This is a genomic window from Myceligenerans cantabricum (assembly GCF_054777735.1).
In genome coordinates this window covers 217,240-239,308 of sequence record NZ_BAAHAJ010000001.1, presented here as the reverse complement: position 1 = coordinate 239,308, position 22,069 = coordinate 217,240, and the positions used below count along the sequence as shown (strand labels likewise).

At 73.3% G+C, this 22,069-nt stretch carries 20 protein-coding genes; 6 read left to right on the top strand and 14 right to left on the bottom strand.

Annotated elements, in window-relative coordinates; all coding sequences use genetic code 11:
- The first annotated feature begins 174 nt into the window (after positions 1–174).
- Positions 175–1,467, top strand: coding sequence for an ATP-grasp domain-containing protein (locus ACYU96_RS01140; protein WP_460748254.1), 1,293 nt, complete (start codon positions 175–177; stop codon positions 1,465–1,467).
- A 44-nt stretch (positions 1,468–1,511) separates the two neighbouring features.
- Here ACYU96_RS01140 and ACYU96_RS01135 read toward each other — a convergent pair whose 3' ends face one another.
- The 7 genes from ACYU96_RS01135 to ACYU96_RS01105 form a co-directional block, all read right to left on the bottom strand.
- Positions 1,512–2,714, bottom strand: coding sequence for a YibE/F family protein (locus tag ACYU96_RS01135; protein WP_460748252.1), 1,203 nt, complete (start codon positions 2,712–2,714; stop codon positions 1,512–1,514).
- A gap of 79 nt (positions 2,715–2,793) precedes the next feature.
- Positions 2,794–5,742 (bottom strand): leucine--tRNA ligase, encoded by a 2,949-nt coding sequence (gene leuS / locus ACYU96_RS01130; RefSeq protein WP_460748250.1) that lies wholly within the window; start codon positions 5,740–5,742, stop codon positions 2,794–2,796.
- Positions 5,743–6,012: 270 nt separating this feature from the next.
- Entirely contained in the window at positions 6,013–6,684 is a 672-nt protein-coding gene (locus ACYU96_RS01125) for a vitamin K epoxide reductase family protein (protein ID WP_460748249.1), read from the bottom strand.
- Positions 6,685–6,724: 40 nt separating this feature from the next.
- A complete protein-coding gene (locus ACYU96_RS01120) occupies positions 6,725–7,444 on the bottom strand; it encodes a metal-dependent transcriptional regulator (protein WP_460748247.1) in 720 nt (239 codons plus the stop codon).
- Positions 7,445–7,465: 21 nt separating this feature from the next.
- Positions 7,466–9,157 (bottom strand): metallophosphoesterase family protein, encoded by a 1,692-nt coding sequence (locus ACYU96_RS01115; protein ID WP_460748245.1) that lies wholly within the window; start codon positions 9,155–9,157, stop codon positions 7,466–7,468.
- A gap of 78 nt (positions 9,158–9,235) precedes the next feature.
- Positions 9,236–10,036: a non-homologous end joining protein Ku gene (gene ku / locus ACYU96_RS01110; RefSeq protein WP_460748243.1), complete on the bottom strand. Its 801-nt coding sequence runs from the start codon at positions 10,034–10,036 to the stop codon at positions 9,236–9,238.
- A 57-nt stretch (positions 10,037–10,093) separates the two neighbouring features.
- A complete protein-coding gene (locus ACYU96_RS01105) occupies positions 10,094–10,393 on the bottom strand; it encodes a glutaredoxin family protein (protein WP_460748242.1) in 300 nt (99 codons plus the stop codon).
- A gap of 104 nt (positions 10,394–10,497) precedes the next feature.
- Between ACYU96_RS01105 and ACYU96_RS01100 the strand changes: the two genes are divergently transcribed.
- Positions 10,498–13,041 carry an ATP-dependent DNA ligase gene (locus ACYU96_RS01100; RefSeq protein WP_460748240.1) on the top strand — a complete coding sequence of 848 codons (2,544 nt, stop codon included), beginning with the start codon at positions 10,498–10,500 and terminating at the stop codon, positions 13,039–13,041.
- Between the two features lie 10 nt (positions 13,042–13,051).
- Here ACYU96_RS01100 and ACYU96_RS01095 read toward each other — a convergent pair whose 3' ends face one another.
- Both ACYU96_RS01095 and ACYU96_RS01090 read right to left on the bottom strand, forming a co-directional pair.
- Positions 13,052–13,903, bottom strand: a complete 852-nt coding sequence (locus tag ACYU96_RS01095) for a siderophore-interacting protein (RefSeq protein WP_460748238.1) — start codon at positions 13,901–13,903, stop codon at positions 13,052–13,054.
- Positions 13,904–13,976: 73 nt separating this feature from the next.
- Positions 13,977–14,369: a VOC family protein gene (locus ACYU96_RS01090; protein WP_460748237.1), complete on the bottom strand. Its 393-nt coding sequence runs from the start codon at positions 14,367–14,369 to the stop codon at positions 13,977–13,979.
- Between the two features lie 143 nt (positions 14,370–14,512).
- On the opposite strand from ACYU96_RS01090, the gene ACYU96_RS01085 reads away from it, so the two are divergent.
- Positions 14,513–14,941, top strand: coding sequence for a VOC family protein (locus tag ACYU96_RS01085; protein ID WP_460748235.1), 429 nt, complete (start codon positions 14,513–14,515; stop codon positions 14,939–14,941).
- An 8-nt stretch (positions 14,942–14,949) separates the two neighbouring features.
- Here the strand turns inward: ACYU96_RS01085 and ACYU96_RS01080 are convergent, their stop codons facing one another.
- From ACYU96_RS01080 to ACYU96_RS01065, 4 genes are all read right to left on the bottom strand, one after another.
- On the bottom strand, positions 14,950–15,702 hold the full coding sequence (locus tag ACYU96_RS01080) for a maleylpyruvate isomerase family mycothiol-dependent enzyme (RefSeq protein ID WP_460748234.1): 753 nt from the start codon (positions 15,700–15,702) through the stop codon (positions 14,950–14,952).
- Positions 15,703–15,800: 98 nt separating this feature from the next.
- Positions 15,801–16,457, bottom strand: a complete 657-nt coding sequence (locus ACYU96_RS01075; protein ID WP_460748232.1) for a pyridoxine/pyridoxamine 5'-phosphate oxidase — start codon at positions 16,455–16,457, stop codon at positions 15,801–15,803.
- Complete coding sequence (locus tag ACYU96_RS01070) at positions 16,454–17,077, bottom strand: TetR/AcrR family transcriptional regulator (RefSeq protein WP_460748230.1); 624 nt, start codon at positions 17,075–17,077, stop codon at positions 16,454–16,456. Before ACYU96_RS01070 ends, ACYU96_RS01075 begins: the two co-directional genes overlap by 4 nt.
- A 68-nt stretch (positions 17,078–17,145) precedes the next feature.
- Positions 17,146–17,364 carry an SCO4848 family membrane protein gene (locus tag ACYU96_RS01065; RefSeq protein WP_460748228.1) on the bottom strand — a complete coding sequence of 73 codons (219 nt, stop codon included), beginning with the start codon at positions 17,362–17,364 and terminating at the stop codon, positions 17,146–17,148.
- A 99-nt stretch (positions 17,365–17,463) separates the two neighbouring features.
- Here ACYU96_RS01065 and ACYU96_RS01060 point away from each other — a divergent pair, with 99 nt between their 5' ends.
- The 3 genes from ACYU96_RS01060 (at position 17,464) to mqo (ending at position 20,781) form a co-directional block, all read left to right on the top strand.
- Positions 17,464–18,702 (top strand): GNAT family N-acetyltransferase, encoded by a 1,239-nt coding sequence (locus ACYU96_RS01060; RefSeq protein WP_460748226.1) that lies wholly within the window; start codon positions 17,464–17,466, stop codon positions 18,700–18,702.
- A gap of 5 nt (positions 18,703–18,707) precedes the next feature.
- Positions 18,708–19,220: an SRPBCC family protein gene (locus ACYU96_RS01055; RefSeq protein ID WP_460748224.1), complete on the top strand. Its 513-nt coding sequence runs from the start codon at positions 18,708–18,710 to the stop codon at positions 19,218–19,220.
- A gap of 61 nt (positions 19,221–19,281) precedes the next feature.
- Positions 19,282–20,781 (top strand): malate dehydrogenase (quinone), encoded by a 1,500-nt coding sequence (gene mqo, locus ACYU96_RS01050; protein WP_460748222.1) that lies wholly within the window; start codon positions 19,282–19,284, stop codon positions 20,779–20,781.
- A gap of 175 nt (positions 20,782–20,956) precedes the next feature.
- Here mqo and ACYU96_RS01045 read toward each other — a convergent pair whose 3' ends face one another.
- On the bottom strand, positions 20,957–21,754 hold the full coding sequence (locus ACYU96_RS01045; RefSeq protein WP_460748221.1) for a hypothetical protein: 798 nt from the start codon (positions 21,752–21,754) through the stop codon (positions 20,957–20,959).
- Between the last annotated feature and the right edge of the window lie 315 nt (positions 21,755–22,069).

Below are 22,069 nucleotides of genomic sequence, written 5' to 3'. Positions count from 1 at the left end.
GGCAGTTCAAAGTGCCGATCACTCACCGACGGACCGATCGCGCGACGCTTCCGGGCCGGGCTGCCGCCGCCCGCAGGCCGACCCGCGGGCGGCCGGCCGTTCCGGTGGGCCGGAGGGCGGGGGTGTGACAGCATATGGGCGCATGAGAATCATTCTGATGTGGGGCGGGTGGGCATGACCGTCCTCATGGTCGAGAGCTGGCTCCAGTCCACCGGCCTCGTGCTCCCTGCGCTCCTGGCCCGCCGCGGCCTCGACTACGTCCTCCTGACCCGTGACCCGTCGCTCTACACGCTGCCGGACGGCTCCCCGCACCCCGTCCTGGCGGGCGCCGCGGAGGTGGTGACCGTCGAGACCAACGACGACGCCGCCACGGTGGCCGCAGCCCGCGAGGTCGCCGCACGCCACGCCACCAGACCGGACACCACCGCACCAGACGCACCCGGCCAGGACGTGCCCCGCCAGGGAGTCGACGCCGTGCTCACGACGTGCGACTACTACCTGCCCACCGTGGCCGCCGTCGCCGGCGCGCTCGGGCTCCCGGGCGCGTCCGCCGACGCGATGCGCACGGCCACGCGCAAGCACCTCGTACGCCGTGCCCTCGCGGCAGCCGGCGTCCCCGACGTGCCGCACGCCGTCGCCGCCACCTGGGCCGATGCCCGCAAGGCCGCCGCCGACCTGGGATACCCGCTGGTCGTGAAGCCCGTCGACCTGAACTCCGGGACCGGGGTGCGGCGGGTCCACGACGAGGCGGAGCTCGCCGTCGCGTTCCAGGCGGCGACGGCGCCGGAGCGCAACTCCCGCGGGCAGCGCCTGGAGCGGCTCGCACTCGTCGAGCGCGTCCTCGAGGGCCCGGAGGTCAGCGTCGAGGCGATCACCCGGGACGGCGTCACCGAGGTCGTCGGGATCACCGCGAAGTCGGTGGCCGACGTCGGCGGAGCCTACATCGAGACCGGCCATCTCTTCCCCGCGCCTCTCGGCGACCACGCCCGCGACGCCGTCGGACGGCACGTCGCCGCCGTGCTCGACGCCGTGGGCTACACCCACGGCGTGAGCCACACCGAGGTGCGGCTCACCGCCGCCGGGCCGCGCGTGGTGGAGCTGAACCCGCGCCAGGGCGGCGGCTTCATCTTCGACCTGGTGGAGCTGGTGACCGGGCTGAACCCGCTGGACGCGGTGGTGGACCTCGCACTCGGTACCGCGCCCGTACCGCGCGGCCGCCCGCGCGCCGCGAGCGCCGCCGTCGCGTTCCTCCTGGCCGGGGCCGACGGCGAGCTGCGTGCCGCTCCGGACGCCGCGAGCCTGCACGGCGACCCGCGTGTCGTCGCCCACGGCCTCCCCGCCGCGGGCCCCGTCGTGCGGCCGGCGGACAACAACGACCGGCTGGGCCACGTCCTGACCGCCGACCCGCGCGGCGGTTCCGCGAAGCTCTGGGCGGACGAGATCGTCGGGTCCCTGCGCCTCGGCTGACCGCTCACCGTCCGCCGTCGACGGCCCCCGCCGAGCCGCTGCGCTCAGCGGTGGGCGTCGGCCGGGTCGAGCACGTCGGCCGCGGGCAGGCCGGCGGGTTCCGGCTCGGCGGCCGGAGGCGGGACCGCGAGGACGGCGATCGCGGTCGTGATCGGGATGGCCAGGACCAGGCCGATCGAGCCGACCAGCGTGCGGACCACCTCCTCGGCGATCTCGCCCGAGGTCAGCGCCAGCACCGGGGACTGGTCCACCAGCGACACCATCATGAGCAGCGGCAGCGCCGCGCCCACGTAGGCGAACGCGATCGTGTAGACGGTGGAGGCGATGTGGTCGCGCCCGATCCGCATCGCGCGGGCGAACAGGACGCCGCGCGACGCGCCGGGCGCGACCTCGCGCAGCTCCCACACGGCCGACGCCTGGGTGATCGTCACGTCGTTGAGCACGCCCATCCCGGCGAGCACGAGCCCGCACAGCGCGACGCCGCGCAGGTCCGTCAGCGGCGCTTCCGACAGGAGGAACTGGGCGTCGTGGTCGGCGGCGCCGAGGTATGTCGCGCCCGCCGCCCACACCCCGATCCCCGCGGTCAGCGCCAGCCCGACGAGGGTCCCGAGCAGCGCCGCCGACGTCCGCGCGCTGAAGCCGTGGGCCAGGTACAGCGTCACGAACATCACCAGCGACGCCGTCACCAGCGCCACCCCCAGCGCGGCCTCGCCCGTGAGCAGCGCGGGCATGGTGAAGCCGAGGAGCACGACGAACGCGATCCCGAGCCCGGCGAGCGCCGCCAGCCCGCGCCACCGGGCCACTGCCAGCACGACCAGGGCGTACGCGGCGGCCAGCCAGCCGACGGGCACCTTGCGCTGGTGGTCCTTGAAGACCAGCGGGTCGGGGGCCATCGGCGAGACCGTCGAGATGTCGACGGCCACGATCCGGTCGCCCGCGGACAGGGGCACCGACGGCCCCGGCGAGGCCATGGTGGTCTCCGTGCCGTCCGCGAGGCGGACCCGGACGCTCTGACCGCCGGCCGGTGCGTCGAGCACGGCCGCGTCGAGGGTTGTCGCCCCCTCGACGACGGCGGGCACCCGGTCGGGGACCGACCCGCCGTCGGGCCACAGGAGGAGCATCCCGGCGAGCGTGGCGAGCAGCGCCGGGATCAGCGCCGCGGCGAGGAGCCCCCGGGTGCGGGCCGACGACGGCGCGACCGGGCCGCCGTGCGAGTGGGACGTGGGATCCAGTGCGGGCTGCGCCATGGCGGCATGCTGACACGTCCCGCGCCCCCTGGCACGCAGGCGGCCCGGCCGGGCGACGGGCGATCCGGCCGGGCCGGGCTCAGGCCGGGACGATGTTGACCAGCTTCGGAGCGCGGACGATGACCTTGCGCACGCCGGCGCCGTCCAGGAAGCGGACCACGTTCGGCTCCGCCAGCGCCGCGGCCTCGAGGTCCGCCTCGGAGACGTCCGGGGCCACCTCCATCTTGGCGCGGACCTTGCCCTTGACCTGGACCACGCAGGTCACGGTCTCGGCCACCAGGTACGCCTCGTCCGCCTCCGGGAACGGCTCGTGCGCCAGGGACGCGGTGTGCCCCAGCCGCTCCCACAGCTCCTCGGCGATGTGCGGCGCGACCGGCGCCGTCATCAGGACCAGCGGCTCGATCGCGGCACGCGGCACCCGGTCCAGCCCGGTCAGGTGGTTGTTCAGCGTGATCAGCTTCGCGATCGCCGTGTTGGGGCGCATCGCCTCCATCTCGGTGCGCACGTCCGCGACGGCGCGGTGCAGCACGCGCAGGGTGGCGTCGTCGGGGGCGTCGTCGGACACCGTGACCTCGCCGGTCTCCTCCGAGATCACGTTGCGCCACAGCCGCTGCAGGAACCGCTGCGAGCCGACGACGTCACGCGTCTGCCACGGCCGCGACTGGTCCAGCGGGCCCATCGACATCTCGTACAGGCGGAACGTGTCCGCGCCGTAGGCCTCGTACATGTCGTCCGGCGAGACGACGTTCTTCAGCGACTTGCCGATCTTGCCGTACTCCCGCCTCACGGGCTGCCCCTGCCAGGTGAACCCGGACTGCTCGTCGCCCTCGACCTCCTCGGCGGGCACGTACGCGCCGCGCGAGTCGGTGTAGGCGTACGCCTGGATGTAGCCCTGGTTGAACAGCCTCCCGAACGGCTCCAGCGACGACACGTGGCCCAGGTCGAACAGCACCTTGTGCCAGAACCGCGCGTACAACAGGTGCAGCACGGCGTGCTCCACGCCGCCCACGTACAGGTCGACGCCGCCCGCCGGGCCCGACGTCGCGTTGTGCCGCGGCCCCAGCCAGTACTTCTCCAGCGTGGGGTCGACGGCGTGCTCGGTGTCGGCCGGGTCCAGGTAGCGCAGGTAGTACCAGCACGAGCCCGCCCAGTTCGGCATGGTGTTCGTGTCACGCCGGTACCGCCGCGGGCCGTCGCCCAGGTCCAGGGTCACGTGCACCCAGTCCTCGTTGCGGCCCAGCGGCGCCTCCGGCTCGGAGTGCACGTCGTCGGGCTCGAAGGTGCGCGGCGCGTAGTCGGGCACGTCCGGCAGGTCGACGGGCAGCTGGGCGTCCGGGACGGCGACCGGCCGGTCGTCCTCGTCCCACACGACGGGGAACGGCTCGCCCCAGTACCGCTGCCGGGAGAACAGCCAGTCGTTCAGCCGGTACGTGGTGGTCCCCTGCCCGACGCCGTTCTCGCCCAGCCAGGCGATGATCCTGGCCTTGGCCTCCTCGACGCCCAGGCCGTCCAGGCTCACGGAGGAGCTGGAGGAGTTGATCGCCCGGCCGGGACCCGTGTAGGCGGAGTCGATGTCCTCGGGCAGGCCGCCCTCGGGCTCGACCGTGTAGATCACCGGCAGGTCGTAGGCGCGGGCGAACTCGAAGTCGCGCTCGTCACCGCCGGGGACCGCCATGATCGCGCCGGTGCCGTAGCCCATCAGGACGTAGTCCGCCGTGAAGACGGGGATCGTCGTCCCGGTCACCGGGTTGATCGCCAGGTGGCCGGTGAACACGCCCGTCTTCTTGCCGGCGTCGGCCTGGCGCTCGACGGCGCTCTTGCCCGACGCCTCCTTGCGGTACGCGGCCACCGCCTCCACGGGGCTGACGTTCCCGCCCGTCCAGCTGCTCTTCGTGCCGTCCGGCCAGTCGGCCGGGACCTCGTCCAGCAGGGGGTGCTCGGGGGCGACCACCATGAACGTCGCGCCGAACAGCGTGTCCGGGCGGGTGGTGAAGACCTCGACCTCACCGCCGGCGCCGGCGGCGTCGGAGTCCGAGGTGCCGACGACGTCGAACCGCACGCGCGCGCCGTGCGAGCGGCCGATCCAGTTGCGCTGCATCGCCTTGACCTTGTCCGGCCAGTCGATCAGCTCCAGGTCGTCCGTCAGGCGGTCCGCGTACGCGGTGATGCGCATCTTCCACTGGCGCAGGTTCTTGGTGAACACCGGCAGGTTGCCCCGCTCGGACCTGCCCTCCGAGGTGACCTCCTCGTTCGCCAGGACGGTACCCAGGCCCGGGCACCAGTTCACCGGCGAGGAGTCGACGTAGGCCAGGCGCTGGGCGTCGACGACGTCGCGCCGCTCGGCCTCGCTCAGCCCGGCCCAGACGGCACCGCCGGCGTTGTCGCCGTCGTACCCGGGCACCGGGCGGGTGCCGGCGGCCAGCTCGGCGCGCAGCTCGGGGATGCGCCGCGCCCGGCCCGTGCCGGTGCCGCCCGGGGCGGGCTCGGCCTCGGCGTCGTACCAGGAGTCGAAGATCTGCAGGAAGATCCACTGCGTCCAGCGCACGTACCCGGGGTCGATCGTGGCGAAGGAGCGGCGCTGGTCGTGCGCCAGCCCGGCGCGGCGCAGCTGTCGCCGGTAGGTGACCATGTTCCGCTCGGTGACCAGGCGCGGGTGCTCGCCCGTCTGGACGGCGAACTGCTCGGCCGGCAGGCCGAACGCGTCGAAGCCCATCGTGTGCAGCACGTTGTCGCCGCACATGCGCCGGAACCGGCCGGCCACGTCGGTGGCGATGAAGCCCAGCGGGTGACCCACGTGCAGACCGGCTCCCGACGGGTACGGGAACATGTCCATGATGAAGTAGGGGCTGCCTGCGGCGGTGCCCTCCGGCCCTCCGAGCGCGCCGTCCGGGTTCGCGGCGTGGAACGTGCCGCGCTCCTCCCACCGGTCCTGCCAGCGCAGCTCGATCTCCTGCGCGAGGGCCGGGGTGTACCGGAATCGGGGCCCTTCGGGCGTGCTTGTGGTGGGGTCAGCGTCGGGGGTCGTCACCTGCGGGATTCTACCGACCGGCCGGGGCGTGGAAGGGATCGTGTCGGTCATGGGTCGCTGCTCCGTCTGCGTGATCGGGTTCCGGGCACGAAAAAGCCCCCATGCTCCGAGGAGCAGCAGGGGCGGCCGCACCGGGTGTGCCCGATCGAGGGGCTGAGCCGGTACGGCTACGCAAGCAGCGAGCGGATGGACCTCATCGCTCCATCATGCCACGGACGCTCCGCGGCCAGGCACCCGCGGCCAGGCACCTCGCGCGGACACCGCGGGACGTCAGAAGGAGCGCACCAGGTCCTCGCCCACGGCGAGGAGCAGCCAGCCCACCGCGACGACGTAGCCGATGACCAGGATGATCGTGCGGTTGCCGACGAGAGCGTCCCGCAGGCCGTCCGCCACCGGCAGGTCGCCGGTCTGCACGCCGCGCACGACCTGGTACCACAGCAGCGGCCACATGACCGTCCACACGACCATGCAGTACGGGCACAGCGCCACGATCGAGTAGAAGCTCGTGTACATCAGGAAGAAGACGAGGGCCTGCCCCAGCACGGTCCCGGCCAGCAGCGACGTCCAGTACCACCGCGGCAGCCGCGCACCGGTCAGCAGGAAGACGCCGGTGGTGATCACCACGGGGAAGGCTGCGACACCGAGGTAGGGGTTCGGGAAGCCGAGCAGCGCGCCCTGCCAGGAGTCCATCGCCGCGCTGCAGGTGACGAAGAGGTTGAGCGTGCACGACGCCGCGCGGTCCGGCTCGACGAACGCCAGGTACTTCTCCCAGGCCAGCCCGAACGACGCGGCGAACCCGACGGCACCGAGCACGACCAGGAGCAGTGCCACGGTCCGATCGCCGAGCGGCCTCGGCCGCAGTGCGACCACGATGTCGTCGTCGGAGACCTCGCTGCTGCTGCTGTCCGACGACGCGACGGTCGCCCCGCTCTGCTCGCTCACGTCCGCAACATACCGCCGAACCCTGGGGCCCCGCTGAGAATCAGGCGTGCTCGACCCAGACGCGGGAAGCCACCAGGAGACCGAGGTCGGCCGACGTGCCGCCGGCGTCGTCGGCCGCCTCCGTGACAGGCGTCCACTCCACGTGGAGGGTTCCCGCGAACTCCCGGCGCGCCGCCACCGCCACGCGGGCGTCGAGGCCGAGCCCGATCTCGTCGAGGTACCGCAGCGCCTGCGGGTCGGCGTCGGAGATCCGTACGACGACGCCGGACTCCCCCGCCCGCATGTCGGACATCGGCACCGCCTGAGGCCGTACCACGGTGCCGTCGGCGGCGGGGATCGGGTCGCCGTGCGGGTCGCGCCCCGGGCGCCCGAGGCGCACGTCGAGCCGCTCGACCAGGAGGTCGCTGACGGCGTGCTCGAGGACCTCGGCCTCGTCGTGCACCTCGTCCCAGCCGTATCCCAGCTCGTTGACCAGGAACGTCTCCAGCAGCCGGTGGCGCCGCACCATCTGCAGCGCGAGCCGGCGCCCGGAGTCGGTCAGCTCGACCGCGCCGTACGGCGCGTGGTCGAGCAGACCCTGGTCCCGCAGCCGCCGGACGGTCTCGGACACCGTCGACGCCCCGACGCCGAGCCGGTCGGCGAGCTGCTTGGACGTGACCTTCTTCGCCGACCACTCCTGCGCCGACCACACCGCCTTGAGGTAGTCCTGCGCCACGGGCGTCAGCTCGGCGGGCACGGTCGGCGGGGAGGACGAGTTCACACGTCCGAGCCTATCGGGGGCTCAGCGCGGCTCACCGGGGCGTGCCGGTTCCGTGCCCGGGAGCGGCCACGCCGGGGGCATGGGCTCCCACTCGCCCACGACGACCGACTGGTCGGTGTCGACGGTGATCTCCCGGAGCTGCGTGAACGACCGCGAGACGGTGTCGAACCGCAGCACCGTCATCGCCGTCGGGTACTGCAGCGGTCCCACCGACAGCTTCCCGAGGCTGGCACCGCCCGTCGTGCTGTTCACGTACCGCAGGCCGTAGCCGATCGCGTCCGGTCCGATGCGCTTGTGCATGTGCCCGCTGAGCTGGAACGGGACGCAGCCGGACCGCAGCCCGGCGTCGCCGACGGCCGGCGTGTGCACCAGGAGGAGGTCGATCCTGTCGCCGTCGTCGCGCGCCGCGCAGGCCACGTCGCGCAGGCGCTCGCCCGCCTCGGCGGGCGTCTCCTCGCGCACGGCGGTGCTCCCGCCGCCGATGCGGGTCTCCAGCGGGTCCCGGTCGCCGAGGATGCGCAGCCCGGCCGCCTCGACGACGCTCCCGTCGAGCACCGTCTCGCCCTGCGAGCGCTCGGCGCGGGACGTGAGCACCGAGTCGTGGTTCCCGTCGGCGACGACGAGCGGCACGTCGTCGGGGACCGCCGTCGCGAACGAGTCGACACAGACGTTCTCGACGTCGGTCCCGTTGATCGTCGTGTCTCCCGCGTTGAGCACGAGGCCCGCCCCGGACCGTGCCACGGCGGTGCGCAGCAGCGGCGTCATGCCCGTGTTGCAGTGCAGGTCGGCGACGAGCAGGACGGTGAGCGTGTCCGGCGGCGGCTCCGGGGTGGCACCCGGCGCCGGCTCGGCCGCGCCGTCGGACCCGCCAGAACCCACGTCGGGTCCGCCGGCCGCACCGCCGGAGTCGGTGTCGCCCCCGGTGGCGGGCGCCGTCCGGGCGATCTCGCGGGCGTCGGCCTCGTCCCACGCCACCTCGAGGTGCTCCCGGGCGGTCTGGTAGTAGCCCGAGTTGTTCTGGTAGAGCCCGGCGAGCTGCCCGGAGTACGTGTCGATGACGCGGGCGAGGCGGCCGGTGAGCCGGGCCCCCTCGAGCGCGGTGCCCGCGAACACCGTCGAGGCCTGGGTGGGCTCGGCGGGCCGGCGCGTGGCGACGCTCCCGGTGGACGTCACCCACACCAGGACCACGAGGCCCGCCGCACCCACGATCCGCCAGGTGTGCGGCGCCAGGCTGGCGACGAGCTCGCCGCGGCGCCGGGCCCCGAGAGCGACCCGGACGGCCATGAAGACGAGCAGGACCAGCACGAACGCACCGGCGGCCCGGAGCGCCGCGTCCTCGATCAGCGCCCGGGACGCGGTGTCGATCGTCTGCTCCGGCGAGTCGAAGAACTGCAGGTAGGAGTCGAGGTCGCCACTCATCGCGGCGAGCGTGCGGGGCGCGTCGACGGCGGTCAGGTCGGCGGGGATCTCCTGCACGGTGACGGACACGCCGAGGCCGAGCGGCAGCGGGGAGGACGACACGATGCGTCCCAGCGGGCCGAGGTCGATCACCAGGTCCGAGTCGCTCGTGACCTCGTACAGCGCCTGGTGCGGGCCGAGGCTCAGCTCGGCACGTGCCGTCACCGCGCCGAACCCGGCACAGACGAGCAGCGCGGCGAGGGCGGCGAGCGTCCACCGTGCCCAGCGCGGTGGCGGATGTTCCTGATCGTGCATCGCCCTCAACCCTATGCCGAACCAGCACCCCCTCCGCACCGCACCACCCCGGCACCGGGCAGAGGCTGTGCGACCTGGTCAGCCCGTACGGCGTTCCTTCGCCGCGTCGACGCTCCTCCGGAGCGCCTCCATGAGGTCGATGACCTTGCCGCCCTCCCCTTCCGCGGCGGCCTCGCCGAACGTCGCCTCGGCGTCGACGACGTCGCCCTGCTCGATCTTCGCGTCGATGAGGGCACGCAGCTGGGCCTGGTAGTCGTCGGTGTAGTCGTCGGGGGCGAAGTCGGACTCGAAGCTGGTCACGAGCTGGGCCGACATGGCCAGCTCCTGGTCCGTGACGGCAGCCGGCTCGTCGAGGGAGCCGAACGACGGCTCGCGGACCTCGTCGGCCCACAGCAGGGTCTGCAGGACGAGCACCTCGTCCCGCACACGCAGCGCGGCGAGCCGGGTGCGCTGCCGCAGCGCGAACTTCACGATCGCCGTCCGCTCGGTCTCCTCGAGCGTGCGGCGCAGCAGCACGTAGGCCTTCGTGGACGTGGAGTCCGGCTCCAGGTAGTAGGTCTTGTCGAGCATGATCGGGTCGATCTGGTCGCTCGGCACGAACTCGACGACGCCGATCTCCCGGTTCTTCTCGGCCGGCAGGGTCGCCAGGTCGTCACGGGTGATGACGACCTTGCGCTCGCCGTCCTCGTAGGCGCGGTCGATGTGCTCGTACGGCACGACCTCGCCGTCCAGCTCGCAGACGCGGCGGTAGCGGATGCGCCCGCCGTCGGCGTCGTGCACCTGGTGCAGGGGCACGTCGTGCCCCTCGGTCGCGCTGTACAGCTTGACCGGGACGTTGACCAGACCGAACGTGACCGCGCCCTTCCAGATCGCACGCATACACCGATGGTGCGCCTGTCCGGGCGCGCACGCCAGGCAACGCCGCGGTTCCGCGGCTCAGAGCCCCCGGGAGTCCAGGTGTGCCGCGAGCTCCGCGTTGGTCGGCTCGACCAGGTGGGAGCCGTCCGGGAAGACGATGACCGGGATGGTCTTGCGTCCGCAGATGTCCTCGGCCTCGCAGGCGCGCCCGGGATCGCACTCGAGATCGACGTAGTCGAAGTCGACCCGGCGGATGTCGAGCACGGCCTTGGACCGGCGGCAGTCACGGCACCATTTCGCCCCGTACATCGTGAGGCGGTCCGGCCGGCGGTGCGCGATGTCCGCGACAAGAACGGAGAGGCGTTCTGACAAGTTCACGGGCGACGAGCCTAGACCCCGGACAGCCACCACGAGGTAAAGGTCAGGCAACGATCACGGTGTGTCGAGATGTGAATCTCGTCGCAGGTGCGGACCATGAGGACATGGCCCTGTCTTCCGGGATGGACGCGCCCTCCGGCGACACCACCGTCACCGTCGACGGGCGCCGCCTGCGCCTGTCCAACCTGGACAAGGTGCTGTACCCGGTCACGGGCACCACGAAGGGCGAGGTGGTGCAGTACCTCGCCCGCCTCGCGCCCGCCATGCTCCCGCACGTCACGCGCCGCCCGGCGACCCGCAAGCGCTGGCCCGACGGCATCGACGGCCAGACGTTCTTCCAGAAGAACTCCGCCCCGGGCACGCCGTCCTGGGTGGCACGCCACGCGATCCGGCACAAGAACTCCGTCAACGACTACGTGCTGGTGGACGACGTCGCCACCCTCGTCTGGCTCGGGCAGACCGCCACCCTGGAGATCCACACCCCGCAGTGGCGCGTCGGCCGCACCGGCACCGCGCTGCCCCCGGACCGCCTCGTCCTCGACCTGGACCCCGGCCCCGGCGCAGGGCTCGCCGAGTGCGCCCAGGTCGCCCGCTGGGCACGCGAGATCCTCACCGGGATGGGCCTCGACCCGCTCCCGGTGACCAGCGGCTCCCAGGGCATCCACCTGTACGCCGCCCTCGACCGGTGGGGGCTGCCCGACGACGGCGCCCGGGCGGGCGCGACCAGGCCGCCGACGTCCGACGACGTCGCCGCCGTGGCCCGGGAGCTCGCCCGGCACCTCGAGGCCGAGCACCCCGACCTCGTGGTCAGCGACATGAAGAAGTCCCTGCGCACCGGAAAGGTCCTGGTCGACTGGTCGCAGAACAACGGCGCCAAGACCACCGTCGCGCCCTACTCCCCGCGCGGCCGCGAGCACCCCTGGGCCGCCGCACCCCGCACCTGGGCAGAGCTCGACGACCCCGGCCTGCGGCAGCTCGACATCCACGAGGTGGCCGCACGCGTGACCGCGGACGGCGACCTGCTCGCGCCGCTGCTGCGCGGCCACCAGGCGATGCTCGAACCGACGGCGGAGCGCATGGCCGCCTGGGGGCGCCTCGCGGAGTACCGCGCGAAGCGGGACCGGGGCCGGACGCCGGAGCCGTTCGGCGACGCGGGCCCGCGGCCGGGGCCGCCGTCGTACGTGATCCAGCAGCACCACGCCTCCCGCCTGCACTGGGACTTCCGGCTGGAGCACGACGGCGTGCTGGTCTCCTGGGCGTTGCCGCGTGGCGAGCCGACCGACCCGGGCCGCAACCACCTGGCCGTGCAGACCGAGGACCACCCGCTGGACTACGGGACGTTCGAGGGCACGATCCCGCGCGGCGAGTACGGCGCGGGCGACGTCACGGTCTGGGACTCCGGGACGTACGACCTGGAGAAGTGGCGCGACGACGAGGTGATCGCCGTGCTGCGCAGCGAGCGCCGCGGCATCCGGCGGCTGGCTCTGATCCGCACGGGCGGCCGCGGGTCGGGCGACGCCAACCAGTGGCTGATCCACCGCACGAAGGCCCAGCCGGCCGGGGCTTGCGTCCCCGACCCCGCCGACGAGGCCCGCACGGGCGACCCGGAGGCCGGCGCCGCCACCCGGCCCGCCGCGCACGAGCAGGCCACGCCCCTGAGCCTGCGCCCCATGCTCGCCACCACGGCCGGCGCACGCGAGCTGCCCGGCCTCGGTCCGGGCGACTGGGCCTTCGAGATGAAGTGGGACGGGTTCCGCGTGCTCGCGCACGTCCTGGCCCCGGACGACGTCCGGCTGGTCAGCCGCGCCGGGCTCGACATGACCGCGACCTTCCCGGAGCTGCGGGCGCTCGCGGACGCCGTGCCGGCGGAGCACCTGCCCGTGGTGCTGGACGGCGAGATCGTCGCCGTCGACGCCGACGGGCGTCCGAGCTTCCGCCGGTTGCAGCAGCGCGCCAACCTCGACAAGGTGCGGGACGTCGAACGGGCGCGGCGCCGGGTCGGGGTCGAGGTGTTCCTGTTCGACGTGCTGCGGGTGGCCGGCCGGGACCTGACGGACGAGCCGTGGTCGGCACGGCGGGCGAAGCTGGAGCGGATCGTGGCGGCGGGACCGCTGGTCCACGTGCCGCCGGTGCTGGACGTCGGCGGTGCCGTCGCACTGAGCACGTCACGCGACCTGCGGCTGGAGGGCGTGGTCGCGAAGCGCCGCGCGTCTCGGTACGCGCCGGGCCGGCGGTCGCGCGAGTGGCGCAAGGTGAAGCACGTCGAGTCGCAGGAGGTGGTGGTGGTCGGCTGGCGCCCGATGCATGCGGACACCCGCCGGCCGGACCCGCGCACCGTGGGCGCGCTACTGCTCGCCGTCCCGGAATCCCTGCCCGGCGGTCCTGCCCGCCTCCGCTTCGCGGGCCGGGTGGGCACGGGCTTCACCGAGAGGGAGCGACGCGAGATCGCCCGGCGGCTCGGCGAGATCGGCACCGCGGCCCCCGCGGTCGCGGACGTGCCGCGCCCGGACGCGCTCACCGCCCGCTGGTGCGAACCGGTCCTGGTGGGCGAGGTCGACCACGCGGGCCGGACCGAGGACGGCCGTCTGCGCCATCCCGTCTGGCGCGGCTGGCGCCCCGACCGCAGCCCGGACGACATCTCCGGCTGACCCGGACGGCTCAGCCGGCCGCGACCTTGCCGTGCCGCCAGTAGCCCACGAAGTCCACGTGGGCCCGGGGCATCCCGCGCTCGTTCACCAGGTGCCGACGAGTGCCCGTGGCCAGCGCCGACTCCCCGACCGCGAACGCGTAGCCGACACCGTCCGGCAGCGCGGCCGCGCGCACGGCCGCCAGCGCGGCCGCGCCCGGGACGGCGTCGTGGTGGGCGGGCGCGCCCGTCGTCGTCCCCGGGAGCTCGTCGCGCACCACCCACCGCACCTCGAGACCCGGCGGGACGCGGAAGTCCTGCCGGTCGGCGGCGGTGGGCACCTCCACGACCGCGAGGCCGCGCGTGCCCGCCGGGAGCGACTGGCAGACGCCGGCGACGGCCGGCAGGCCGGACTCCTCGGCGACGAGCAGGACCCAGTCGTGGTCGTGCCGGGGGTTGTAGCCGACGCCCTGGTCCAGGATCCCGACGCGGTCGCCCGTGCGGCACGCGGTGGCGAACGCCGCGCCGGGGCCGGTGCTGCCGTCGTCGGCCCCGTGGACCACGAAGTCGACGTCGATCTCGTCGAGGTCTTCCCGCCGGGCACGGACCGTGTAGCTCCGCACGTGCGGCCGCCGCGACCGGGGTGTGACGAGATACTGCGCGTACCACCAGCTCGACGACGCGGTCGGCAGCTTCAGGTTGTCCTGTCCGGGTCGCGGCAGGAACAGCCGGAACCACTGGTCGTAGCCCTGCGACGTGAGCCGGCCGACCCCCTCGCCGCCCAGCGTCACGCGCATCAGGTGCGGAGAGACCCGCTTGGTCGTGATGACGTCCGCCATGACGACCTCGGGGTCGACAGCCCGTCGTCCGTTGTAACCAGCCATGGAAGCAAGGTTAGGCGAACCTAAGTCCGTTGAACAACCCCCGGCGCGGCGAGACGCCCGGAGCAGGCCGGGCTCAGCCGATCTCGGCCTCGCTGCGCAGGATGCAGAACTCGTTCCCCTCCGGGTCTGCCATGACCACCCATCCCGTCCCGGGCCCGTCGATGCCCCGGTGGTCCTCGACCTTCGTCGCGCCGAGCCGCAGCAGGCGGTTGTACTCGGCGTTCCGCTCACCCGTCTTGGGCCGCAGGTCGAAGTGGAGCCGGTTCTTGACCGTCTTCCCCTCGGGCACCTTGATGAACACCACGGGCAGACGCTTCCCCTTCGGGTCCTCGATGTAGCACTCCTCGTGGTCCGGCTCGTTGGGGTCGTCCGCGTCCTCGACGTAGCCGAGCACCTCCTTCCACCACTCGGACAGGGGGTAGGGGTCACGGCAGTCGACGGAGACATGGGAGATGAAGGCAACCATGGCCTGACTCTCCCATCGATCTGCCCGGGCCGTGAAAATGGCGGCACGCACACGGCTGCGGGCCCGAGCGATGAGTTTCGGCGCGCGGCTCCGTCGGTAGGGGTGTACTCACGAAGCAGCCACCGACTCCCAGGAGCAGAACGATGTCCATCAAGCAGATCTACGTGAACCTTCCCGTCGCCGACGTCCCGGCCAGCACCGCCTTCTACGAAGCCCTCGGATTCACGAAGAACCCGGACTTCAGCGACGAGACCACCAGCTGCATGATCATCGGCGAGAACATCTTCGCCATGATCGCGACCACGGAGAAGCTCCAGGGCTTCACCAAGAACAAGATCGCCACCGACGGCGTCCGCGTCATCAACGCGATCGGCGCCGAGTCGCGCGAGGAGGTCGACCGCGTCGCCGGCGCCGCCCTGGCCGCCGGCGGCACCGAGCCGAACGACGCCCAGGACTACGGCTGGATGTACAACCGCGCGTTCACCGACCTCGACGGCCACCACTGGGAGGTCGCCTACATGGACGAGGCAGCCATGGCCGAGGCCTTCGCGAACGAGTCCGCCGGGGCCTGAGCGGCGCCTCAGCGCCGCGGCGACGGCCAGGGAGCCAGGTCCGGAAGGGGGACGTCCGCGCCACCACGTGTCGCGCGGACCTCACCCGCCGGCACCCGGCCGGCGAGCCAGGCGACGACGTCGACCGGGGAGCCCGAGACGACGGTCTCCGACGGCGACGGCACGGAGGACGAAGACCTGGGCTCGTCACGGCCCTCGTCGCCACCGGACAGCGCCACACCCTCCGGGAGCCGCATCCCCAGGAAGTCCCGCAGGTGGGCCCGGAGCTCCGCGTCCCACGTGTCGAGGCCGAGGCCCACGCGCGCATCGACCGCATGGATGCGCGCCTCGCGCCACCAGGCCAGCAGGCAGCCCGCCACCGGCCCCTCGCGGTACGACGTCGGAGCCTCCCACAGCGGCGAACCCGGCTCCGGCCACGCGGCCACCAGTCGCTCCCGGGCGGCGGCCAGCGCGGCGACGTGCTCCGCGACCGTACGGGTGGACCTCGCCTCGATGTCGGCGTTGCGCCCCTCGGGCCCGCCGTCGTACGGCGGGATGCGCTCGCCGCGGGCCGCGTACTCGGCCTGCCGGGCGAGCGCCTGAGCCACGCCGTCCACGTGCGCGAGGACGTGGCCGCGGGTCCAGTCGGGCAGCTCGGACGGCTCGGCGAGGGCGCCGTCAGGCAGGGACCGAACGGCGTCGACCAGCGCGTCGAGCGCGGCGAACGAGTCCGCGCGGGCGTACTCGATCAGGGTGGCGCCGGGCAGGGTGGCTGTCGTCATGGGTACTCCTGTGTCGTGGTGCTGGGCGGATCGGTGGAGCCGGTCGAGGCGGGCCGTGGTGCCGGCGGGGCAGGACGCTGCCGTCGGGAGGAGCGGCGTCACGGCCAGAGCAGGCCCGTCGACCAGCCGTCCTCGGTCTCGCGGTACAGGAGGCGGGTGTGGGCACCGCCGCCGTCGGGCGCCTGCCAGAACTCGACCTCCGTCGGCGCCACGACGTAGGACGTCCAGGACGGTGCCACGAGCGACGGGTCCGCGGTGACGGTGCGCAGCGCGTCCGCGAACGCTGCGCCGTACTCCGCGAGCGAGCCCAGCGGCTCGCTCTGCCGGTTCACCAGGCCCGCGGCCCGCGACGGCGCAGGCCGGGCGAGGTAGTCGGCACGGCTCACCTCCGGCTCGGCCGCGGTGGCGGTACCCGTCACCCTGACCTGGCGACCGAGCGCCGGCCACAGGAACGTCATCGCCGCGTGCGGGTTCGCCTCCAGGTCCCGGCCCTTCGGCCCCGACGACTGCGAGGCGAACCACCAGCCGCCGTCCGTCACGTCCTTGAGGATCACGGTGCGCGCGTGGACGCTCCCGGCGGCGTCGGCGGTCGACAGGACGACGGCGTGCGGGGCGAGGACACCCGCGGCGACCACCTCGTCGAGCCACGTCACGAACAGCGCGTGCGGCGTGGCGGGCACCGCGTCGGGGTCGAGCTCCGGCAGCCCCTGGCGAGGGAACGTGGTCAGGGCCCGGAGGCGCTCGCGAAGGGTCATGCGATCGCTCCTGGGTGTCCTGGGTCTCGGGGGACGACCGGCGCTGCGACGGGGGCCGGCGCGGCCAGCAGCGTGACGAACCCTCGCACCGCCGCACTCATCGCCTCGGGGTCCTCGGTCGCGCGGGCGAGCACGTACCCGCCCTGGACGATCGCGACCGCGGCGTGCGCGCGGTCCCGGGCGGCGGGGCCGGGCAGGCCCAGCTCGGCGAAGGCGGCGGTGACCTCGTCGAGGAGGTCCGTGAAGTAGCGGCCGACGACGGCGTGCAGGTCGCCGTCGTCCATCACCGCCTGATCGCTGGTGAGCCGGCCGACCTTGCACCCGGCGAGGGCGTCGCGCGGCCGGACCAGGTAGGCGCTGATCCGGTCGAGGACGGGACCCTCGGCGCCCAGCTCGGCCCGGGCCTGCTCGACGGCGTCCGCCGTGGTGGCGGCGAGGGCCGCCTGCGAGAGGTCGTGCTTGGTGGGGAAGTGGTGGTAGAAGCTGCCCTGCCCGACGCCGCTCGCGGACATCACCTGCCGCGGGCTGGTCGCCGCGACCCCCTGGCGCGCGAACAGCTCCTGGGCGGCGGCGACGAGCCGGGATCGCGCGGATCCCGGGGGCGACGTTCGAGCAGGCACGCCCTGACCATACCTACCTCCAGGTATGGAAGCAACGGTCCGGGACTCGCACCGTCCCCGCCGGCGTCTCAGAGGAGCGTCAGGACGCCCAGCACGCCGACCGCCAGACCGAGCGCCAGCGACACCGCGATCAGCACCGCGTGCACGGCGAGGAACCTGGTGGGGCGGCCGGCGTCGTCGCGGGAGCGGGGGTCCGCAGCGATGCGCTGCCAGAACCGGGGCCAGATGAGCAGGTTCCACAGCGCGGTGAGGACGAGGACGACGGACCAGGCGACAGGAAGGTTCACGCAGGCAAGTATCGCCCCGCGCCCCGGCCGGCCGCGGCCGCCGGCCCGGCCCGGCACGTCCTGTCGTCCCTGTCGGTGTCCCCGGGTAGTGTCGCGGCCATGGCTCTCACCGTGCGCCGCGTCACCTACGGAGACCAGGCCGAGTACCAGCGCCTCGGTTCCGAGGCGTTCGGCGGCGGGCCGCGCCCGGTCCCGCCCCGCCAGGACTGGGAGTCGTCGGCGAACCGCGAGTGGGGCGTGTTCGACGACGGCGGTCTCGCCTCCCGGCTGCGTGTGTACGGGTTCACCTCGTGGTTCCACGGCGGGCGCGTCCCGACCGCCGGGATCGCGGGCGTCGCCGTCGAGCCAGAGCGTCGCGGCCATGGGCTCGTCGGCGCGATGTTCGACGCCGTCCTCGAGGAGGCCCACGAGCGCGGCGACGCGATCTCCACGCTGTTCCCGAGCGCGCCCGGCATCTACCGCCGGCTCGGCTACGAGGTGATCGGCTCCTTCGACGACGTCGACGTCCCGCTGGACCGGGTCGCGCGCACGCCCCCGCCGTCAGGCGTGCTGACGCGGCGCGCCACCACCGCGGACGTCGAGGCGATCACCGCCGTGCACGCCGCGTGGGCCGCCGGGCAGAACGGCCCGATCACCCGCGCCGAGGAACCGTTCTGGACTCCCCCGCAGAAGTACGTCGACGACTACACGGGCATCACGCTCGCCGTGGAGGACGGCGCCGTCGCCGGCTTCGCGAGCTGGACCCGCGGCGCGGGCGACAGGCCCGGGAGCACCGTGATGGAGGTCGACGACCTGATCGCGCTGACACCGGACGCGGCACGGGCCCTGTGGCGCACGCTCGGCACCTTCTCGACGGTGGTCGGGACGGCCCGGGTGGCGACGTCCGGGAGCGGGGCGAGCCTCGACCCGGCGTGGCTCGTGCTGCCGGACCTGAACGTGCGGCGGGTCACGGAGCACCCGTACATGCTCCGGGTCCTGGACGTGGAGCGGGCGCTGGAGGGGGCCTGGCTCGCGCCGGTGGCCGGCCCGGTGCCGTTCGCGGTGACCGACCCCCCGGCAGGCGCGGCCCGGCACGGCGCGCGGGCGAGCCTGTCGGGCGCATGGACCATCGAGGTCTCCGCCGGTGCGGCCCACCTCGAGCGGGACCGGGCCGACGTGGCCGGCGCGCACCACGACCGTCCGGTGCTCACGGCGAACGGGCTGGCGCTCCTGTACGCGGGGGCGCAGTCGGCGCGCAACCTGCGCCTCGCGGGCCACCTGGACGGCCCGGAGACCTGGGACACGGCCCTGACGGCGATGTTCGCCGGGCGCCAGGTCCACGTACGAGACTACTTCTGACGCGCATGTCCGCCCGCACCTTCCGGCTCATCACCACCTGGCACGTGCCCGCACCGGCGGACCGCGTGTGGGAGGTCCTCGCCGACCCGGCATTCAGCTGGCCGGACTGGTGGCCGGGTCTCCGGGCGGAGGCGACCGGCGTCATCGCCGGGCCCGACGGTTTCGGCGGCTCCGGTTCGTGGGTTCGCCTGCGCGTGCGGAGCCCGATCGGCGGCGCGCTGCACTTCCGGCTGGACATGGTGTCGGTCCGCCCGCCCGGCCCCGGCCGGCCCGGGCGCGCGAGGCTACGGGTGCAGGGCGGCCTGCGTGGCGGGGCGTCGGTGCTGGTGTCGCCGCAGCCGGGCGGGCACTCCAGGGTTCGGCTCACCTGGGTGGTCACCCCGGCGAACGGCTGGCCGGCACTGGTCGCGCGGACCGTCCCGGCCCTGTGCGAGTGGGCGCACGCCCGGGTGATGCGCTCAGGAGAACGCGGCCTGGTCCGGCACGTGGGCGGCGTCGTGAGCGATGTCACCGGTTGATCCCTGTGACCTGCGCCACCAACTTTGTTCCAGTCTTCACAAGCGTCCTATCGTGGGGTGCGTGAATCTCCCGCGCACCCATGAGAAGCCCCTCGCGACCGACGTCGACGTCGCGCTCATCGGCGGCGGCATCATGAGCGCCACGCTCGGCGCTCTGCTGTCCGTCCTGGAGCCGAGCTGGCGGGTCGGCATCTACGAGCGGCTCGAAGACGTCGCCCAGGAATCGTCGAACCCGTGGAACAACGCGGGCACCGGCCACGCCGCACTCTGCGAGCTGAACTACACGCCGGAGCGCAAGGACGGCTCGATCGACATCTCCAAGGCCGTCAAGATCAACGAGCAGTTCCAGACCTCGCGCGAGTTCTGGAACCACCTGCTCACGGCCGGGCTGATGGAGGGGACGGACTTCATCAACGTCACGCCCCACATGACGTTCGTGCGTGGCGAGAAGAACGTCGACTACCTCCGGCGCCGCTGGGAGACCCTCCGCGAGCACCCGCTCTTCGAGGACCTGGAGTTCTCCGACGACCCGGCCGTCATCGCGGAGTGGGCCCCGCTGCTGACGCGCGACCGCGACGCGGACGAGCCGATCGCCGCCACGCGCGCCGCGGCCGGGACGGACGTCGACTTCGGCGCCCTCACCCGCAAGCTGATCGGCCTGGCGACGGACCGCAGCGCCGACCTGCACACGAACCATGAGGTCACCGGCCTGAAGAAGCAGCGCGACGGCCGCTGGCGCATCGCGCTGCGGGACCGTGGCTGGAACGCCGGGACCCGCAGCCGGACGGTGACGGCGCGCTTCGTGTTCGTCGGCGCGGGTGGGGGCGCGCTGCCGCTGCTGCAGGCGGCCGGCATCAAGGAGGTCCGCGGCTACGGCGGCTTCCCGATCTCGGGCGAGTTCCTGCGCAGCGCCCGTCCCGGCGTCGTCGGCGAGCACGACGCCAAGGTGTACGGCAAGGCCGAGGTCGGCGCGCCGCCGATGTCCGTGCCGCATCTCGACACCCGTGTGGTGGACGGCAAGAGCTACCTGATGTTCGGCCCGTACGCCGGGTTCTCCCCCAAGTACCTCAAGAGGGGCAAGTACCTGGGGCTGATCACCAGCCTGCGGGCGCACAACCTGTTCTCGATGCTGGGCGCCGGCCTGAAGAACCTCGACCTGACGCGGTACCTCGTGAGCCAGGTCGCCGCCGCGCCGGAGACGAAGTTCCACGAGCTGCAGAAGTTCATGCCCGCCGCGAAGCCCGGCGACTGGGAGACGATCACCGCCGGGCAGCGCGTCCAGGTCATCAAGTGGGTCAAGGGCAAGGGCGGCGTGCTGGAGTTCGGCACCGAGGTCATCGCCGCCGAGGACGGCTCGATCGCCGGCCTGCTCGGCGCCTCGCCGGGCGCGTCCACCGCGGTCGCCGCGATGCTCGGCGTCCTCGAGCGCTGCTTCGCCGACCGCTACGAGGACTGGAAACCGCAGCTCGCGACGATGATGCCCTCCCTGGGCGGCACCGCCGCCCCGATCGCGGACGACGCCGCCGCGCTCACGCACACGGAACGAATCCCCACCCGCTAACCCCACCCCTGCCGCCCCTCCCCCTCCCCCTCCCCCTCTCCCACCCCCTCCCCTCCCCTCCCCTCCCGACCGACCGACCGCTGCCAGGTAGGGGTGAGTGCTCGGGTAGGGGCCAGGGGACGGCCCCCTGGCCCCTACCCGAGCACTCGCCCCTACCTCGTGGGGCCACTCACCCCTACGTCGTGGGGCGGAGGGTCGGTGATGTGGTGCGGATGCGGGCCAGCAGTCGGGCAGGGTCGGCGAGGTCTTTCCATGTGACGCGGAGGATGGTCCAGCCGGCCTCGACGAGGGCGTCGTGCCGCTCCTTCTCGGCCATGAGGATCGCGGTCGGGTCACCGAACGCTCCCGAGTACTTGATCGCGCCGTCGAACTCGAGGCCGACCTTGAGATCAGGCCACCCCACGTCGACCCATCGCGGGCCCGCCCAGGTGTCGACCCGGATCGCGACCTCAGGAACGGGCAAGCCTTGCTCCACCAGGATCCAGCGCAGGCGAGACTCACCCAGGGACTCCACACGGCCGTCGCAGACGCCGAGTATGGCGCGGGCTTGCCGGGACCCTCTCCGCCGGGTCTGCATGATCTCGTCCACACGACCACGATCCGCTCCGGCGCCGAGCAGCGAGTCGACGACGACGGCCGCCTGCTGTGGTTTCAGCCAGCACGCGCAGTCGACGATCGTCCGTTCCCTCGACGTCACCGACAAGCCACCCACCACCTCGCGGTCCCGTTCCGGGAGCCGCGGCCTGTGGCGGATCAACCAATCGCCCCGCCTGGTCGCCTCCGGATGGAGCTGAATGACGTGCACCTGCTTGTCGAGGCGCCAGGTCCATGCACCCCACAGCAGGGCCGCACTGGTGTGGCTGAACCAGAATGACGTGGTCAACCGTTGTTCCGTCGCGGCGATCCGTGTCATGACTTCGTGCTCGACGGCGATCGCCCCCGAGGCCTCCGCGGGAACCGTGGCCGCGACCACGCCGCGCCGTACACGCCGGAGCGATCCGGCGTCCAGCCGCTGGTCGATCTCGCTCCGGTTCGCACGCCGGCTGGGCAGGACGTCCGGAGGCCTGCGCGGCCGGACCTGAACCGGCTTGCGTCTGATGTCTTCGCTCACGATCAACGACCTTGCACCATCCCCCCACCCCCCGCCCTCCCGACAGCCCCCCTGTGGACAACGTCCCCCACCCCCCACCGCCACTCAGTCAGGTAGGGGTGAGTGTTCAGGTAGGGCGCAGGGCGCGCTCCCCCGGCCCCTACCTGAACACTCACCCCTACCCGACCGGTGGATGTA

Excerpts from the sequence above, each read along its gene's own strand:
- ACYU96_RS01080 (WP_460748234.1), bottom strand. The coding sequence starts at position 15,702 with ATGACGACAGCCACCCTGCCCGGCGCCACCCTGATCGAGTACGCCCGC.
- ACYU96_RS01135 (WP_460748252.1), bottom strand. The coding sequence starts at position 2,714 with ATGGCGCAGCCCGCACTGGATCCCACGTCCCACTCGCACGGCGGCCCG.
- ACYU96_RS01095 (WP_460748238.1), bottom strand. The coding sequence starts at position 13,903 with ATGGCTGGTTACAACGGACGACGGGCTGTCGACCCCGAGGTCGTCATG.
- ACYU96_RS01060 (WP_460748226.1), top strand. The coding sequence starts at position 17,464 with ATGGCTCTCACCGTGCGCCGCGTCACCTACGGAGACCAGGCCGAGTAC.
- ku (WP_460748243.1), bottom strand. The coding sequence starts at position 10,036 with ATGCGTGCGATCTGGAAGGGCGCGGTCACGTTCGGTCTGGTCAACGTC.
- ACYU96_RS01085 (WP_460748235.1), top strand. The coding sequence starts at position 14,513 with ATGTCCATCAAGCAGATCTACGTGAACCTTCCCGTCGCCGACGTCCCG.
- ACYU96_RS01055 (WP_460748224.1), top strand. The coding sequence starts at position 18,708 with ATGTCCGCCCGCACCTTCCGGCTCATCACCACCTGGCACGTGCCCGCA.
- ACYU96_RS01075 (WP_460748232.1), bottom strand. The coding sequence starts at position 16,457 with ATGACCCTTCGCGAGCGCCTCCGGGCCCTGACCACGTTCCCTCGCCAG.
- ACYU96_RS01115 (WP_460748245.1), bottom strand. The coding sequence starts at position 9,157 with ATGCACGATCAGGAACATCCGCCACCGCGCTGGGCACGGTGGACGCTC.
- ACYU96_RS01090 (WP_460748237.1), bottom strand. The coding sequence starts at position 14,369 with ATGGTTGCCTTCATCTCCCATGTCTCCGTCGACTGCCGTGACCCCTAC.
- ACYU96_RS01100 (WP_460748240.1), top strand. The coding sequence starts at position 10,498 with ATGGCCCTGTCTTCCGGGATGGACGCGCCCTCCGGCGACACCACCGTC.
- ACYU96_RS01140 (WP_460748254.1), top strand. The coding sequence starts at position 175 with ATGACCGTCCTCATGGTCGAGAGCTGGCTCCAGTCCACCGGCCTCGTG.